The sequence below is a fragment of the Halomonas sp. M4R1S46 genome, assembly GCF_025725685.1.
In the GTDB taxonomy this organism is placed as follows: domain Bacteria; phylum Pseudomonadota; class Gammaproteobacteria; order Pseudomonadales; family Halomonadaceae; genus Halomonas.
In genome coordinates, this window is sequence record NZ_CP107008.1 from 2,179,113 (window position 1) to 2,192,584 (window position 13,472).

The 13,472-nt window shown below is 63.1% G+C and carries 12 protein-coding genes; all 12 read right to left on the reverse strand.

What is annotated here, in order from left to right; genetic code table 11:
- Positions 1-86 precede the first annotated feature (86 nt).
- Entirely contained in the window at positions 87-1,805 is a 1,719-nt protein-coding gene (gene pgi / locus OCT48_RS10305) for a glucose-6-phosphate isomerase (RefSeq protein ID WP_263589085.1), read from the reverse strand.
- Between the two features lie 103 nt (positions 1,806-1,908).
- Positions 1,909-2,793 carry a UTP--glucose-1-phosphate uridylyltransferase gene (locus tag OCT48_RS10310; protein ID WP_263589086.1) on the reverse strand — a complete coding sequence of 295 codons (885 nt, stop codon included), beginning with the start codon at positions 2,791-2,793 and terminating at the stop codon, positions 1,909-1,911.
- 89 nt (positions 2,794-2,882) lie between these two features.
- Positions 2,883-4,271 carry a phosphomannomutase/phosphoglucomutase gene (locus OCT48_RS10315; RefSeq protein WP_263589087.1) on the reverse strand — a complete coding sequence of 463 codons (1,389 nt, stop codon included), beginning with the start codon at positions 4,269-4,271 and terminating at the stop codon, positions 2,883-2,885.
- Between the two features lie 198 nt (positions 4,272-4,469).
- Positions 4,470-5,486: a UDP-glucose 4-epimerase GalE gene (galE, locus tag OCT48_RS10320; protein WP_263589088.1), complete on the reverse strand. Its 1,017-nt coding sequence runs from the start codon at positions 5,484-5,486 to the stop codon at positions 4,470-4,472.
- Between the two features lie 329 nt (positions 5,487-5,815).
- Positions 5,816-6,766, reverse strand: coding sequence for an IS481 family transposase (locus OCT48_RS10325; RefSeq protein WP_263589089.1), 951 nt, complete (start codon positions 6,764-6,766; stop codon positions 5,816-5,818).
- A 105-nt stretch (positions 6,767-6,871) separates the two neighbouring features.
- Positions 6,872-7,258: a VanZ family protein gene (locus tag OCT48_RS10330; protein ID WP_263589090.1), complete on the reverse strand. Its 387-nt coding sequence runs from the start codon at positions 7,256-7,258 to the stop codon at positions 6,872-6,874.
- On the reverse strand, positions 7,248-8,654 hold the full coding sequence (locus OCT48_RS10335; protein WP_263589091.1) for an undecaprenyl-phosphate glucose phosphotransferase: 1,407 nt from the start codon (positions 8,652-8,654) through the stop codon (positions 7,248-7,250). Before OCT48_RS10335 ends, OCT48_RS10330 begins: the two co-directional genes overlap by 11 nt.
- Positions 8,655-8,714: 60 nt before the next feature.
- The gene (gene cysC, locus OCT48_RS10340; protein ID WP_318152486.1) at positions 8,715-9,308 is read right to left on the reverse strand and encodes an adenylyl-sulfate kinase; all 594 of its coding nucleotides are present in this window, start codon (positions 9,306-9,308) and stop codon (positions 8,715-8,717) included.
- Positions 9,309-9,395: 87 nt separating this feature from the next.
- Positions 9,396-10,799 (reverse strand): mannose-1-phosphate guanylyltransferase/mannose-6-phosphate isomerase, encoded by a 1,404-nt coding sequence (locus OCT48_RS10345; RefSeq protein WP_263589092.1) that lies wholly within the window; start codon positions 10,797-10,799, stop codon positions 9,396-9,398.
- A gap of 24 nt (positions 10,800-10,823) precedes the next feature.
- Positions 10,824-11,291: a GDP-mannose mannosyl hydrolase gene (locus OCT48_RS10350; protein ID WP_263589093.1), complete on the reverse strand. Its 468-nt coding sequence runs from the start codon at positions 11,289-11,291 to the stop codon at positions 10,824-10,826.
- Complete coding sequence (locus OCT48_RS10355) at positions 11,282-12,502, reverse strand: glycosyltransferase WbuB (protein WP_263589094.1); 1,221 nt, start codon at positions 12,500-12,502, stop codon at positions 11,282-11,284. Before OCT48_RS10355 ends, OCT48_RS10350 begins: the two co-directional genes overlap by 10 nt.
- Entirely contained in the window at positions 12,502-13,470 is a 969-nt protein-coding gene (gene fcl, locus OCT48_RS10360) for a GDP-L-fucose synthase (RefSeq protein ID WP_263592606.1), read from the reverse strand. Before fcl ends, OCT48_RS10355 begins: the two co-directional genes overlap by 1 nt.
- Positions 13,471-13,472: the final 2 nt, after the last annotated feature.

Consider the following 13,472-nt stretch of genomic DNA (forward strand, 5'->3'; position numbering starts at 1 on the left):
TCAGAGCACTGAGCCGGGCGTCGGCGAAGGGGGGTGTGTCGATGTGGAGGCCCGGCTGAGCGAGGCTCGCAGCGAGGCCCTCTACCTCACGGCATGCTCCGGGGCGCCATGGCGGAGGTCAGGCCATCCAGGCCGGTCAGCCGAGACACCAAGCGCTCGGTCGCGACATCGCGAACGGTCTCCTCCGGCTCGACATCCTCTCCCCCGAGTCGTCGATAGAGTGAGCTGGCCAGGCGCTTGCCCAGCTCGACGCCGGGCTGGTCGAAGGGATTGAGCCCCCACAGCAGGGACTGCACGAACACCTTGTGCTCGTACAGCGCCAGCAGGCTCCCCAGGGCCTGGGGCGTCAGGGATTCCATCAGCAGCACGGAGTGCGGCTGATTGCCCCGATACCCCTGAGAGAGAAAGCCTTGCAAGGATGAGGGAATCGCCTCATCGCCCAGCGCCAGCAACTGCGACTGAGCCAGGCAGTTGGCCAGCGTCAGGCGTTGCTGATCCCGCAGGCATGCACCGAGCCGACCGCCCCGGGCGCCATGCCGCTGGGCGACCGCCAACAGCTCGGCGCTGACCGTATGGCTCCCTTGATGCAATAGCTGGTAGAAGGCGTGCTGGGCATCGGGGCCGACCTCGCCCCACAGGATGGGGCAGGTCGCGCTCTCCACCGGCCGCCCGTCCCGCGTACAGCTCTTGCCGTTGGACTCCATTTCCAGCTGTTGCAGGTACGCCGGGAGCGAGGCCAGGCGACTGTCGTAGGGCAGGATGGCATGGGTGGGAATGCCCAGAAACTGGCTGTTCCAGGCACCGATCACGGCGCTCAGCACGGGCAGGTTGTCGTGGCTGGGCGCTTCCAGGAAGTGCCGATCCATGGCATGGGCCCCTTCCAGCAGCCCTTCGAAGGCCGGCATGCCGATCCGTACCGCCAGACTCACCCCGATGGCGGACCACAGCGAAAATCGCCCGCCGACGCCTTCACTGAAGGTCAACTGGTGCGCGTCGGGAATGCCGAACGCCGTCATGCGCTCGGGATGGGCGGAAACGCCGATGAGCTGATGGCGTCGAATCTCGGCCTCACCGGTCTCCAGCGATGCCTCCAACCAGGCCAGGGCCGTGCGCAGGTTGAAACTCGTATCCGCGGTCGTGAAGGACTTGGAGGCCACGACCAGCAGGGTGGCCGCCGGGTCCAGGCGTTCCATCAGCGGCAGCAGCTGGCCCCCGTCCATGCTCGAGACGAAATGCACCTCGATGGCGTCGGCGTCCCCCTCTTCGGCCAGGGCTTCGCTGACCAGCCGAGGCCCGAGATCGGAGCCGCCCACGCCGATATGCACCAGGTGACGGATCGGCCGGCCGGTCGCACCCTGCCAGCGCCCGGCCCGGATGTGCTCCACGAGCGCCGACATCCGACGGCGCTGCGACTGCGCCTCGGCAACGGCCGCTTCACTGCCGCTCGGCGCCGGGGGCTCCACCCCCCAGCGCGAGGCGGCATGCCAGGCGGGCCGGCCCTCGGACGGATTGACGATCTCGCCGGCAAACAGCGCCTCACGCCAGCGATGGAGCTCACGGCTCTCGGCCCAGTCGACCAGCAGCCGCAGCGCCTCCTGATCCAGGCGCTGCTTGCTGGCATCCAGGGTCAGCGGGCCCCAGCGCCAACTCAGGGCCTCGGCCCGCGCCCGGCATAGCCGGGAGCCACCATCGAGCCACATGGCCAGCGGAGTCGTTTGCAACGCTTCGGCCTTGTCGGCCAAGCGTTCATGCCATCCCTGTTCTTCGCCGGCACGCTCGCCTGGCACCACTGTCTGTTCGTCCATGTTCACTCCCTTGATCACGAAACTTCCTGACCGATCCGCTGAGCGGCAACGGGTAAGCCCCTCCTGGCCCCTGTACACCGCTCACCCCGTCACTATCGCATCATCACGAATCAGTGGGCCCGGTCTGGTCCACGGCATAACCGGCTTCCCTGGCCAGCAGCGTGTTGGCCTGCAGCCAGCCGGCGATCTGGCCGCAATCGAAGGAGCGCCCGCGCATGCGGAAGGCATCCACATCGCCGCTCTCCCGAATCTGGGCCTCGATGGCATCGGTGAGCTGGATCTCGCCCCCGGCCCCAGGCGGAAGGTCCTCGAGCAGCGTCATCACCCGATACGGCAAGATATAGCGGCCGATCACCGACAGACGCGACGGCGCCACCTCTGGCGCGGGTTTCTCCACCACCCCGGTCATCGCCATCGATTCGCCGGCTCGCGGCTCGTCGCCGCCACAGTCGACGATGCCATAGCTCTGCACCTCCGCCCGCGGCACCGCCTCGACCATGATCTGGGCCCGCCGGAGCTCCCGCCATTGCGTGACCATGTCGCCCAGATCCACGGCCGACTCGCCGGGCTGAGGCTTGACCAGCACATCGGGCAGGATCACCGCGAACGGCTCGCCGTCATCCAGTATCCGGGCCGCACAGTGCACGGCATGGCCCAGGCCCAGCGCCTGGGGCTGGCGGATCACCGTCAGCTTGAGTTCCGGCGGGGCAATGGCGCGCAGCTCATTGAGCAGGGCCTCCTTGCCCTTGGCCTCCAGGCTCGCCTCGAGCTCGAAATGGGCATCGAAGTGATCCTCCACCGCCGACTTGCCGCCGCGGGTGACCAGAATCACCTCATTGAGACCGGCGGCCAGCGCCTCCTCGACCACATGCTGGATCAGCGGCCGGTCGACCACCGGGACCATCTCCTTGGGAATCGCCTTGCTGATCGGCAGCAAACGTGTGCCGAAGCCGGCCACCGGGATAATCACCTTGCGTAAGGAATTCATGCGGAAAGACTCCTCAAACGGAATGACATCCGGCCACACCGAATCGGTAGCGCAGGCCGGACGCGAGATATTTCGGGATGCCCCCGAGCCTAGTGGGCGGAGAGCGCCGGAGCCTCGCCCATCGCCTCGGTCAGGTTGGCGACGAAACGCTCGCGGATGCGCGACATCGCCGACTCGTCCTTGCCCTCGAAGCGCAGTACCAGCACCGGCGAGGTGTTGGAGGCGCGGCACAGCCCCCAGCCGTCGTCGTAGTCGACGCGCACGCCATCCAGGGTGTTCATCACGCCACCCCCGAAGTCGCCCTCGGTCAGGCGAGCGATGATCGCGAACTTGCTCTCGTCGGTGACCGAGACGTTCACCTCGGGGGTGCTGACGTCCTGGGGGTAGCGCGCGAAGAAGGCGTCGGCATCGAGGTCCTGGTTGGCCAGCACCTCCACCAAGCGTGCCGCGGCATAGAGGCCGTCATCGAAGCCGAGCCAGCGCTCGGTGAAGAAGATATGCCCGCTCATCTCGCCGGCCAGCAGCGCCCCGCTCTCCTTCATGCGCGCCTTGATCAGCGAGTGGCCGGTGCGGTACATCTCCGCCTCCCCGCCGGCGCGTTCGATCACCTTGGCCAGGTTGCCGGTGCACTTGACGTCGAAGAGGATGCGCGCGCCCGGGTTGCGCGACAGCAGGTCCTCGGCGAAGGCCATCATCAGTCGATCCGGGTAGATCAGCGCGCCACTCGGGGTGATCACCCCCACCCGGTCGCCGTCGCCGTCGAAGGCCAGGCCCAGGTCGGCGCGGCCTTCCTTGACGCAACGGATCAGGTCCTCGAGGTTCTCGGGCTTGCCCGGATCGGGGTGGTGGTTGGGGAAGGCGCCGTCGATCTCGGCGTACAGCGTGACCAGGTCGCAGCCCAACCGCTCGAAGAGCTGCGGCGCGAGCTCGCCGGTCACCCCGTTGCCGCAGTCGATCACCACCCGCAGCGGCCGGGCCGGCTCGATATCGTCGAGGATGCGCGAGAGGTAGGCCTCACGGACGTCGAGCTGGCGATAGCCGCCCTCTTCCTCGGCGGCGACGAAGTCGTTGTCCCGGATCCGCTGGTAGAGCGCGGTGATCGCCTCGCCGGAGAGCGACTCTCCGGCCAGCACCGTCTTGAAGCCGTTGTAGTCGGCCGGATTGTGGCTGCCGGTGACCATCACCCCGGAATCGGTGCCCTCCAGCGTCTTGGCGGCGAAGTACAGGGTCGGCGTGGGCACCATGCCGATGTCCACCACCTCGCGCCCCGCCGCGCGCAGGCCACGCACCAGCGCTTCGCACATCGCCTCGCCGGAGAGGCGCCCGTCGCGGGCCACGACGACCGTCGCCTCGCCCCGTGCGGCGGCTTCCGAGCCGATGGCACGGCCGATAAGCTCCACCCACTCCGGGCGCAGCGTATCGCCGACGATGCCGCGTATGTCATAGGCCCGAAAGATCGAAGCCGGAATCGTATCCATGTATCCCTCCTCCATGATGAGATGAATTCTCTGCAAGCTGTTTGTTTGGGCAGGGGAAGCGGTGAGGGGTGAAGAGTGTGAAGTATGGAGTGTGGAGTGAGGGGCTTGGCAGCTGTGGGAGCTCAGTTCATTGAGCGATGCAGGAGCCCTCTTCCCTCTTCCCTCTTCCCTCTTCCCTCTTCCCTCTTCCCTCTTCCCTCAGCCTTCCCCATACCCCTGCGGATTCTTCTGCTGCCACCGCCAGGTATCGGCCATCATCTCGGCCAGCCCCTTCTCGGCACGCCAGCCCAGCTCCCGCTCGGCCTTGCCGGCATCGGCCCAGAACGCCGCCAGGTCGCCATCGCGGCGCGGAGCGAAGCGGTACGGCACCGACTGGTCAGTCTCGCGCTGGAAGGACTCGACCATCTGCAGCACCGAGTAACCCTGCCCGGTGCCCAGGTTATAGATATGCACCCCCGACGTTCCCAGGCTTGCCAGCGACTGCACATGGCCCACCGCCAGGTCCACCACGTGCAGGTAGTCGCGCACGCAGGTGCCGTCATCGGTGGGATAATCGTTGCCGAAGATCGACAGCTCCGGGCGGCGCCCCACCGCGACCTGGGAGATGAACGGCATCAGGTTGTTGGGGATGCCCTGGGGATCCTCGCCGATCAGCCCCGAGGGATGCGCCCCGATGGGGTTGAAGTACCGCAGCAGTGCCAGCGACCAGCGCTCGTCCGCCCGGCACAGGTCCTCGAGCAGTTGCTCGACCATGGCCTTGGTGGTGCCATAAGGGTTGGAGGTACGCCCGCGCGGCATGTCCTCGACGTAGGGCACCGGCGCATCCGGCCCATAGACGGTGGCCGAGGAGCTGAACACCAACTTGAACACCCCTGCCGCCGCCATCGCCTGGCACAACACCAGCGAGCCGTGCACGTTGTTGTCGTAGTAGGCCAGCGGCTCATGCACGCTCTGGCCCACCGCCTTGAGGCCGGCGAAGTGGATCACCGCCTCGATGGCGTGCTTGGCGAAGAGGCTGTCCAGCAAGGCGCGATCCCGCACATCTCCCTCGACGAACTGCACCGCCTTGCCGGTGATGGCCTCCACTCGCTGCAGCGCCTCCCGAGAGCCGTTGCAGAGGTTGTCCAGCACCACCACCCGGTGGCCCGCTTCCAGCAGCTCGACGACAGCGTGAGAGCCGATATAGCCCGCCCCACCGGTGACCAGAATCGACATATCCTTATCTCCTCTCCCGTGAATGCGGTGAACCCTGCCGAGGCAAGATGCGCCGCACCCACCTTTTTTACAATAAATTACAAAGAAGGCCTCAAGCTCCGACCGCTCCAGCCGAAAACCCTAATGAAGCCAAATCAAATTCCCTGACGACTGGCTTCAGGAGCCCGAATCATTGAGCGATGTCCCCTCGTCCAAGCCACCGCCCCGCTGCGAGAGCCCCATGAACGGGGCGCTGCGAGCGTGGGCAGCACTGCCGCCATTCATGGGCGGCCGCCGGAAACGGCGGGGGGCGACCCACAAGGTGGGCTCCTGCATCCGCAAGGAGGCCCCTAGCTGTGTAAACCCACCAGGTTGTTCACGGAAAGCCTCAGCCGGCTAACCGGAGGCCGATAATCCAGACTGGCATGTGGCCGATGCCAGTTGTACTGATGAAGCCAGGCAGGCAGATGCCTGCCTCGCTCCTCCGAGCTGATGTATGACCGGGCGTAGGCCCATTCCCGCAGCGCGGTCTGAATGAACCGCTCTGCCTTGCCATTGGTGCGGGGCGTATAGGGTCGAGTGCGTTTGCGCTTCAGTCCCAGACGCCGGCACAGGCGGCGGAACGGCTTGGATTTGTAGCATCCACCATTGTCGGTCAGCACGCGCGAGAAGCGAATGCCCAGGTTCCTGTAGTAACGCACGGCCTCCAATAGGGCATAGCACGCACTCCAACCGGTTTCATCGGGATAGCGGGTGCCGAAAGCGACCCGCGAGTGATCGTCGATGGCGATGTGAACATATTCCCAGCCGGCGCCCCGCGTGTTCTGCTGGCGATCGCCGGTGACACGATGCCCTGGGCGTTCGAAGCGGCCGAGTTTCTTGATGTCCAGGTGCAGTAGATCTCCCGGCGCGTCATGCTCGTAACGATTCACGGGACGGGCAGGTGTCAAGGCCGAGAGACGATTCAGCCCCTCGCGTTCGAGGAGCCGTGCGACCGTGCTGTGTCCGATCCCTAACCGCTCGGCGATCTGGCGGTAGGTCTGGCGCTGCTGGCGACGCTCGAGGACCTGCTCGCGAACCTCGGCAGGGACCGCATGAGGGCAGCGACGGGGACGAGAAGAGCGGTCCTGCAGCCCGGCCTCACCCTCTTCCCGGTAGCGGCGCACCCACTTGTAGACCGTCCTCACACTGACACCTTGCGCCTGGGCGACCTCCACTGGCCGAAGCCCTTCCTCAACGACTCGGCAGACCAGCAGGGCTCGACCATGCAGGGTAAGACGGGCATTCTTATGGGTGTTCATCCGGGCCTCCTGGAGGTTGGTTTGGGTCGCACCTCCAATTGTCCGGGTAGGTTCCGGATGAACAACCTACAGAGAGATCACACCTAGCGGTCGTAGCTCCCCACTTCATCGGCCGATGAATGCAGCCAGGCGCCTGGCGGATGCCGCGACGATTAGCCCCGTTACCGTGCCCGCCAGGTCGAGCCCCAGATCGCCCCAACTCGGCTGCCGCCCCGGCACCCACACTTGGGCGACCTCCGCCAGGCCGCCAATGGCCAGCACCACCAGCAGTACCACCGCCAATGGCCAAGCCGGCCGGCACCAGCGCAGGCCGGCGGCCATCACGCCACTCAGCAGGAAGTGTGCCACCGGCGGCACGGCAAACGGCAGGTGCAGGCGCTGCTCAATGGCGGCGCGCAGTGCGCCGGGAATCAGGCCGCCAACCAGGAACGCCAGCAGCGCGGCGACTGATAGCCACAGCGGCCAACGCTTGACGAGTGCGTCAGTAGGCATGCTTGTTGATGAAGCCCTTGAAGATCGTCAGGAAGATGATCTTGAGATCCAGCATCACCGACCAGTGCTCGATGTACCAGAGATCACATTCGATGCGCTTCTCCAGGTCGGTATCACCTCGCCAGCCATTGATCTGAGCCCATCCGGTGATGCCGGCCTTCATGAGATGCTTCTGCATATAACCGGGGATCTCGTGCTTGAAGTGATCGACAAAAACCGTCCGCTCGGGGCGCGGCCCGACGATCGACATATCACCCAACAGTACGTTGATGAACTGGGGCAGCTCGTCGAGGCTGGTCTTGCGGATGAAGGCCCCGAATTTGGTGGTGGTCTTCTTCTGCGAGCCGCCCCACTGCACACCGTTCTTTTCGGAGTCCACCGGCATGGAGCGGAACTTGAGCATGTTGAACGGCTTGCCGTTCCAGCTCACCCGCTCTTGGCGATAGAACACGGGCCCCGGCGACGACAACTTCACCCCGATCGCCAGGGCCAGCATGATCGGCGAGATCATCAGCAGGATGAGGGCCGAGATGATTCTATCCTCGACCGCCTTGAGCCACCGCGCCGAACCAGCGATCGGGGAACAGCTCATGTTGAGCAGATAGAGGCTGGCTACGTTGCAGATGTCGTGGTTGATCAAACGGAAATCACGCATATCGGGCATGAAGCGAACGTTGGCCGCCGTCACGCCCAGATCGGCGATAATCTCTTTTACCTGGCTACCCCGGGAGATCGGCAGGCAGATCCATACCTCATCGGTATCAATATCATGTACTTGCTCCGCGGCATAGGACTCCCACGACAGGCGCATGTCGGCCAGTTCGCTCATGGTGTCCTTGCCAACGAGATAAATCTTGCCGATATCGAAGCCGGAAGTCGGTTCCCTATGCAGGTGCTCGGCCGCCGTGGCACAGGAGTGGGCATCCCCCACCAGCACCACCTGGCGGCGGTTGCGCCCATGCAGGCGGAAGCGATTGATCACCGGATACGTCATGGCGCGAGCCGTCAATGAGCCCATGAACGCCAACACAAACCAGGAGACCAGCCACACACGCGAGAAGTCATCTCCCAACCCGCTGAGATACAGCAGACTGGTGCAAATCACACCGACGATGGCATAGCCCATCATCAGCTTGAACAACAGCGGACTCAACAGCCGCCCACGCCAGGTACGATAGACCCCCAGGTTGGGCAACACGGCGGCAACCAGCAGGGCCCCGACCATCATGCCCCAGAGATACTGATCCGACGGATGCCAATCTGAAAAATAGCCGAAATAGGCGGCATTCCCTGCAAGCAGGGTCGAGGTGATATCCGCCAGTCGAGCGGTAAAACTGATCAACCAGCGGTGATGCGATAGGCTGCGGGCTCTGCCGCGCGTCACTGTCATTTCCATTGTCAGCACCTTTGCAACCTGAGTTGCAGTTTGTTGTTACTGGTAGGCAGATTGGCTTGATTAGATGTAGCCGTGCGTTACCAGGTAGTCGATGACGGCGTTGGCCGCCTCATCCGGGGTGATGCCGTCATTGATCACATGTATCTCGGGCTTCTCCGGCGTCTCGTAGGGAGAGTCGATCCCGGTGAAGTTCTGGATCTCGCCCTGCCGTGCCCGCTGGTAGAGCCCCTTCGGGTCGCGCTGCTCGCAGGTGGCCAGCGGTGAGTCGACGAATACCTCGATGAAATCTCCCTCTGGCATCAGTTCACGGACACTGCGACGCTCGGAGCGGAAAGGCGAAATGAACGCCGAGAGGGTAATGATCCCGGCATCGACGAACAGGCGTGACATCTCGCCGATGCGGCGGATATTCTCGACACGGTCTGAATCAGAGAACCCGAGATCCTTGTTCATCCCTTTGCGGACGTTGTCGCCATCGAGTAGATAGGTGCGCTTGCCCGTATCGTGGAGCTTTTCCTCCACCAAACCGGCGATGGTGGACTTGCCGGAGCCACTCAGGCCGGTGAACCACAGCAGGCAGGCCTTGTGGCCGTTGAGAATTTCACGACTTCCCCGACATACCTTGTGGGCATGCCAGATGGTATTGGACGACATAATACGATCCCTCGTTAAAGATGTAAGAAGGAGGAAAGTAGATGTAAGATGAGAACTGGTTTCGAACCACTACCTTCATCAGCGACGTCAGGCGCGCCCGTAGTTATCCTTGAGTCGCACGATATCATCCTCTCCCAAGTAGGAACCTGACTGCACCTCGATCAGCTCCAGCGGGATCACCCCGGGGTTCTTCAGAGCGTGAACCTGGCCGATGGGGATATAAGTGGACTCGTTCTCGCTCACCAGGTAGGTACTCTCGCCGTTGGTCACCTCTGCCGTACCGGAGACCACGATCCAGTGTTCGGCACGGTGGTGGTGCATCTGCACCGACAGCTTGGCTCCCGGCTTGACGGTGATGCGCTTGACCTGGTAGCGCTCGCCATTGTCCACGGAGTCGTAGATGCCCCAGGGGCGGTAGACCTCACGGTGGTTCTTGAACTCAGGCCGTTCTTCTGCCTTCAGCCGCTGGACGATTTTCTTCACGTCCTGGGCCTTGTCCTTGTGGGCCACCAATACGGCATCCTTGGTCTCGACGATCACCAGGTCCTCGACGCCTACCGTGGTCACCAGGCGGCTTTCGGCGCGCACCAGGGTATTGCGGGTATCCTCGTGCAGCACGTCGCCATGGCAGCTGTTGCCGGCATCGCACTTGTCACTGACGTCCCATAGTGACGACCAGGAACCGATGTCGTTCCAGCGTGCGTCTAGCGGCACGACCGCGGCCTTGTCGGTCTTTTCCATCACCGCATAGTCGACGGAGTCTTCCGGGCACTTGGCGAAGGCCTCGGCGCAGACACGGGTAAAGTCCAGATCGTCGGCGGCTTCCGCCATCGCCGAGAGGCAAGCCTCGAGCATCGTCGGCTGATGTTGCGCCAGCTCGTCCAGATAACGGCTCGCTTGGAACAGGAACATGCCGCTGTTCCACAAGTATTCGCCACTGGCCAGGTAGGTGGCGGCGGTATCGGCATCCGGCTTCTCGACGAAGCGCCTGACCTTGAAGCCCTGGCCAAGCTCCGACCCCTGGTGGATGTAGCCATAGCCGGTCTCGGCATGCGTCGGCACCACGCCGAACGTTACCAGGTGGCCCTGCTCGGCGAGCGGGATGGCCTGCTCGATACTGGCATGGAATCGCTCGACGTCCTGAATCAGGTGATCGGAAGCCAGCACCAGCAGCAGCGGGTCCTTGCCCTCCTGCATGGCAGCGATCGCCGCGAGTGCGATCGCGGGCGCGGTATTGCGGCCCATGGGTTCGAGGAGAATTCGACCGCCGTCTGCACCAATCTGGCGCAGTTGTTCCGCCACAAGGAAGCGATGCTCCTCGTTGCAGATCACGATGGGGGCCCGCTGTTCGAGCCCTTCCAGACGCGTGAGGGTCCGCTGCATCATCGTCGAATCGTTATTTAACGACAGGAACTGCTTGGGCCGCAGTTGACGCGAAAGCGGCCACAGGCGTGAGCCGGTCCCTCCGGCCATGATCACGGGGGTTAACATCCTTGTCCTCCTTTCACTCGATGTTCAGTTCAACGTGCCCAGATAGGCGCGGGTATTTTCATGGACGTCGGGGCTGTGACGCATGTCGTCCACGGTCCACCATCGATATCGTCCATGTTGTTCCAGCGGGGGGCTCACCACTTCACCGATGCCAAGCGGGAGTTGGTAGCCCAAGACGACATAGTGAGTGCTCGGACCATCTGCTCCGGCGAAGACACTATCGGCATAGAAGTGCTCGTATACGCCCAGCAGCCTTGCCCGATCGCGTGCGAATACATCACCCAACTCATGCTGGGTCAGTCGCTCGAAGGCTAGGTCCAGGCTTTCGCCCTTGAGGATGCGACCGCCCGGCACGAACCAGTAGCCTTGCGCTGGACGGTTCAAGCGCTGCCCGAGCAGGACCTTCCCTTTTTCATTGGTTACGATCAGGTCGATGGACACCAACGGTGTGGCGGCCACTACGCTGCGAAACGATTCATCATTCAGCCACATGACGAAATCTCAGCCTGGAAGCGAGTCATGACGTTGTGCTTATCGAGATTTTTACTGGCATAGTCAGAGGCCACTGCATTGTGCTCCGGCATCCGGAGAGCCCGCTCGATCCCCGCAACCAAGGCGTCGACCGATTCGGGTTCGACCAGGGTGGCGATGCCCGTCTGCTCTTCACACAGCAGCCCCAGGCTGGTGTCGGGATCGGCGGTGATGACGGCATTGCCCCCCACCGCGAGGATATTGGTCAACTTGGAGGGCAGCACCGCATCCGCGGCACCCCGCTTCTGGATGACCAGGTGACAGTCCGCTGAGGCCAGCAAGGCTGGCAGATCCTCGTAAGGCTGCAGGGGGGCGAAATGGACGTTGTTCAGGCCCTTCCGGCGCACCAGCTCCACCAGGCGGGCCTTGCCGGCGCCCTCCCCGACGATCAAAAACGCCAGCTCGGGACGATCCTGCAAGCGCTCGGCGGCCTCGATCACGCTTTCCAGGCCCTGCTTCTCGCCGATATTGCCGGAGTACAACAGCACCCTCATGCCAGGATCGAGGCCGAAGCGCTCAAGCATACGCGGCGAGCGAGAGACACCACGAAAGCGTTCCGTCTCGGACCAGTTGGGGAAGAACAGCAGGTTATCCGGGTTCACCCCCTTCTGGCGGGCGCGCTTGAGCATGCCCTCGGAGATGGTGGACACCTTGTCGAAAGCCCGCAGGATGGCCTTCTCGGCGGCAAAAGCGAAGCGCTTGAGCCCCCCACCTTTTGCCATCCCCAAGCCGAACAGCGCATCAACCTCATAGTCCTGGATATGCAGCACCGAACCGGCACCGGTGAGCTTGGCCAATAACAGGGCCTGGGGGGCGCAGAAGAGCGTCGGCGCCACCAGCACGACCCGATCCGGCTTCCAGCGAACCTGGGCCAACACGGCCAGCGATGACGATAAGGAGAAACTTGCCAAGTGTACCAGGCGCTTGAGCGCCGTAGGATGCTCCGGCACATATAATGGGCAACGAAAAACCTTGATATCACCTTCATCGTGACACAGATACTTCCAAACAGAAAAGCCGTCCTGAACTTTCCAGCTCGGGTAATAAGGTGGGGCTGTAATCACCCTGACCTCGTGTCCTTGATCGGCCAGCCAGCGAGACATTTCGCCCGTATATTTCCCGGTACTAGTTACTTCAGGACTGTAGTTGATTCCGTAAAGCAGAATCTTCATCAGCGCGCCCGTGCCTGCTCGACGTTATTGACGTACCAGTCATAGGCATCGCGCAGGCCGTCCTCCAGCGAGATACTAGCCTGCCAGCCCAATTGCTTGAGACGAGAGACATCCAACAACTTCCGCGGCGTACCGTCCGGCTTGCTGGTATCGAAAGTAACCTCACCCGCGAAGCCCACCACATGGGAGATGGTTTCCGCCAGCTCACGGATGGTGCAGTCCGCCCCGGTGCCAACGTTGATGTGGGACAACATGGGCTGGGTATGAACCTCATACGTCGAACCATCGATCTCCATCACATGCACACAAGCCGCCGCCATATCATCCACGTGCAGAAACTCGCGCATCGGCTTTCCGCTGCCCCACACCGAGACCTCCGTGTCTCCGTTGACCTTCGCCTCATGGAAGCGACGCAGCAACGCCGGGATCACGTGCGAGTTGTCGGGATGGAAGTTGTCATGAGGCCCATAGAGATTAGTCGGCATCACGCTGCGATAGTCTCGGTCGTGCTGGCGATTGAAGCTCTCGCACAACTTGATGCCAGCGATCTTGGCGATGGCATAGGGCTCGTTGGTGGGCTCCAACTCGCCGGTCAACAGGGAATCCTCGCGAATCGGCTGATCGGCGAACTTAGGATAGATGCAAGAGGACCCCAGGAACAGAAGCTTCTGCACCCCATGGCGATGGGCCGCGCCAATGACATTGGCCTCCATCACCAAATTGTCATGGATGAAGTCCGCCGGATAGGTGTTGTTGGCATGGATGCCACCCACCTTGGCGGCGGCTAGGTAGACCTGATCTATCTGAGCTGTTCTGAAGAACTCGTCCACCGCGGCCTGAGACATCAGGTCCAGTTCGTGGCGGTCTCGCGTAATCAACTCGAGATCGTCACGCGCAGCCAGTTGACGTACGATGGCCGAACCAACCATACCCTTGTGGCCGGCGACGAAGATCCGTTTCCTCTCCATAC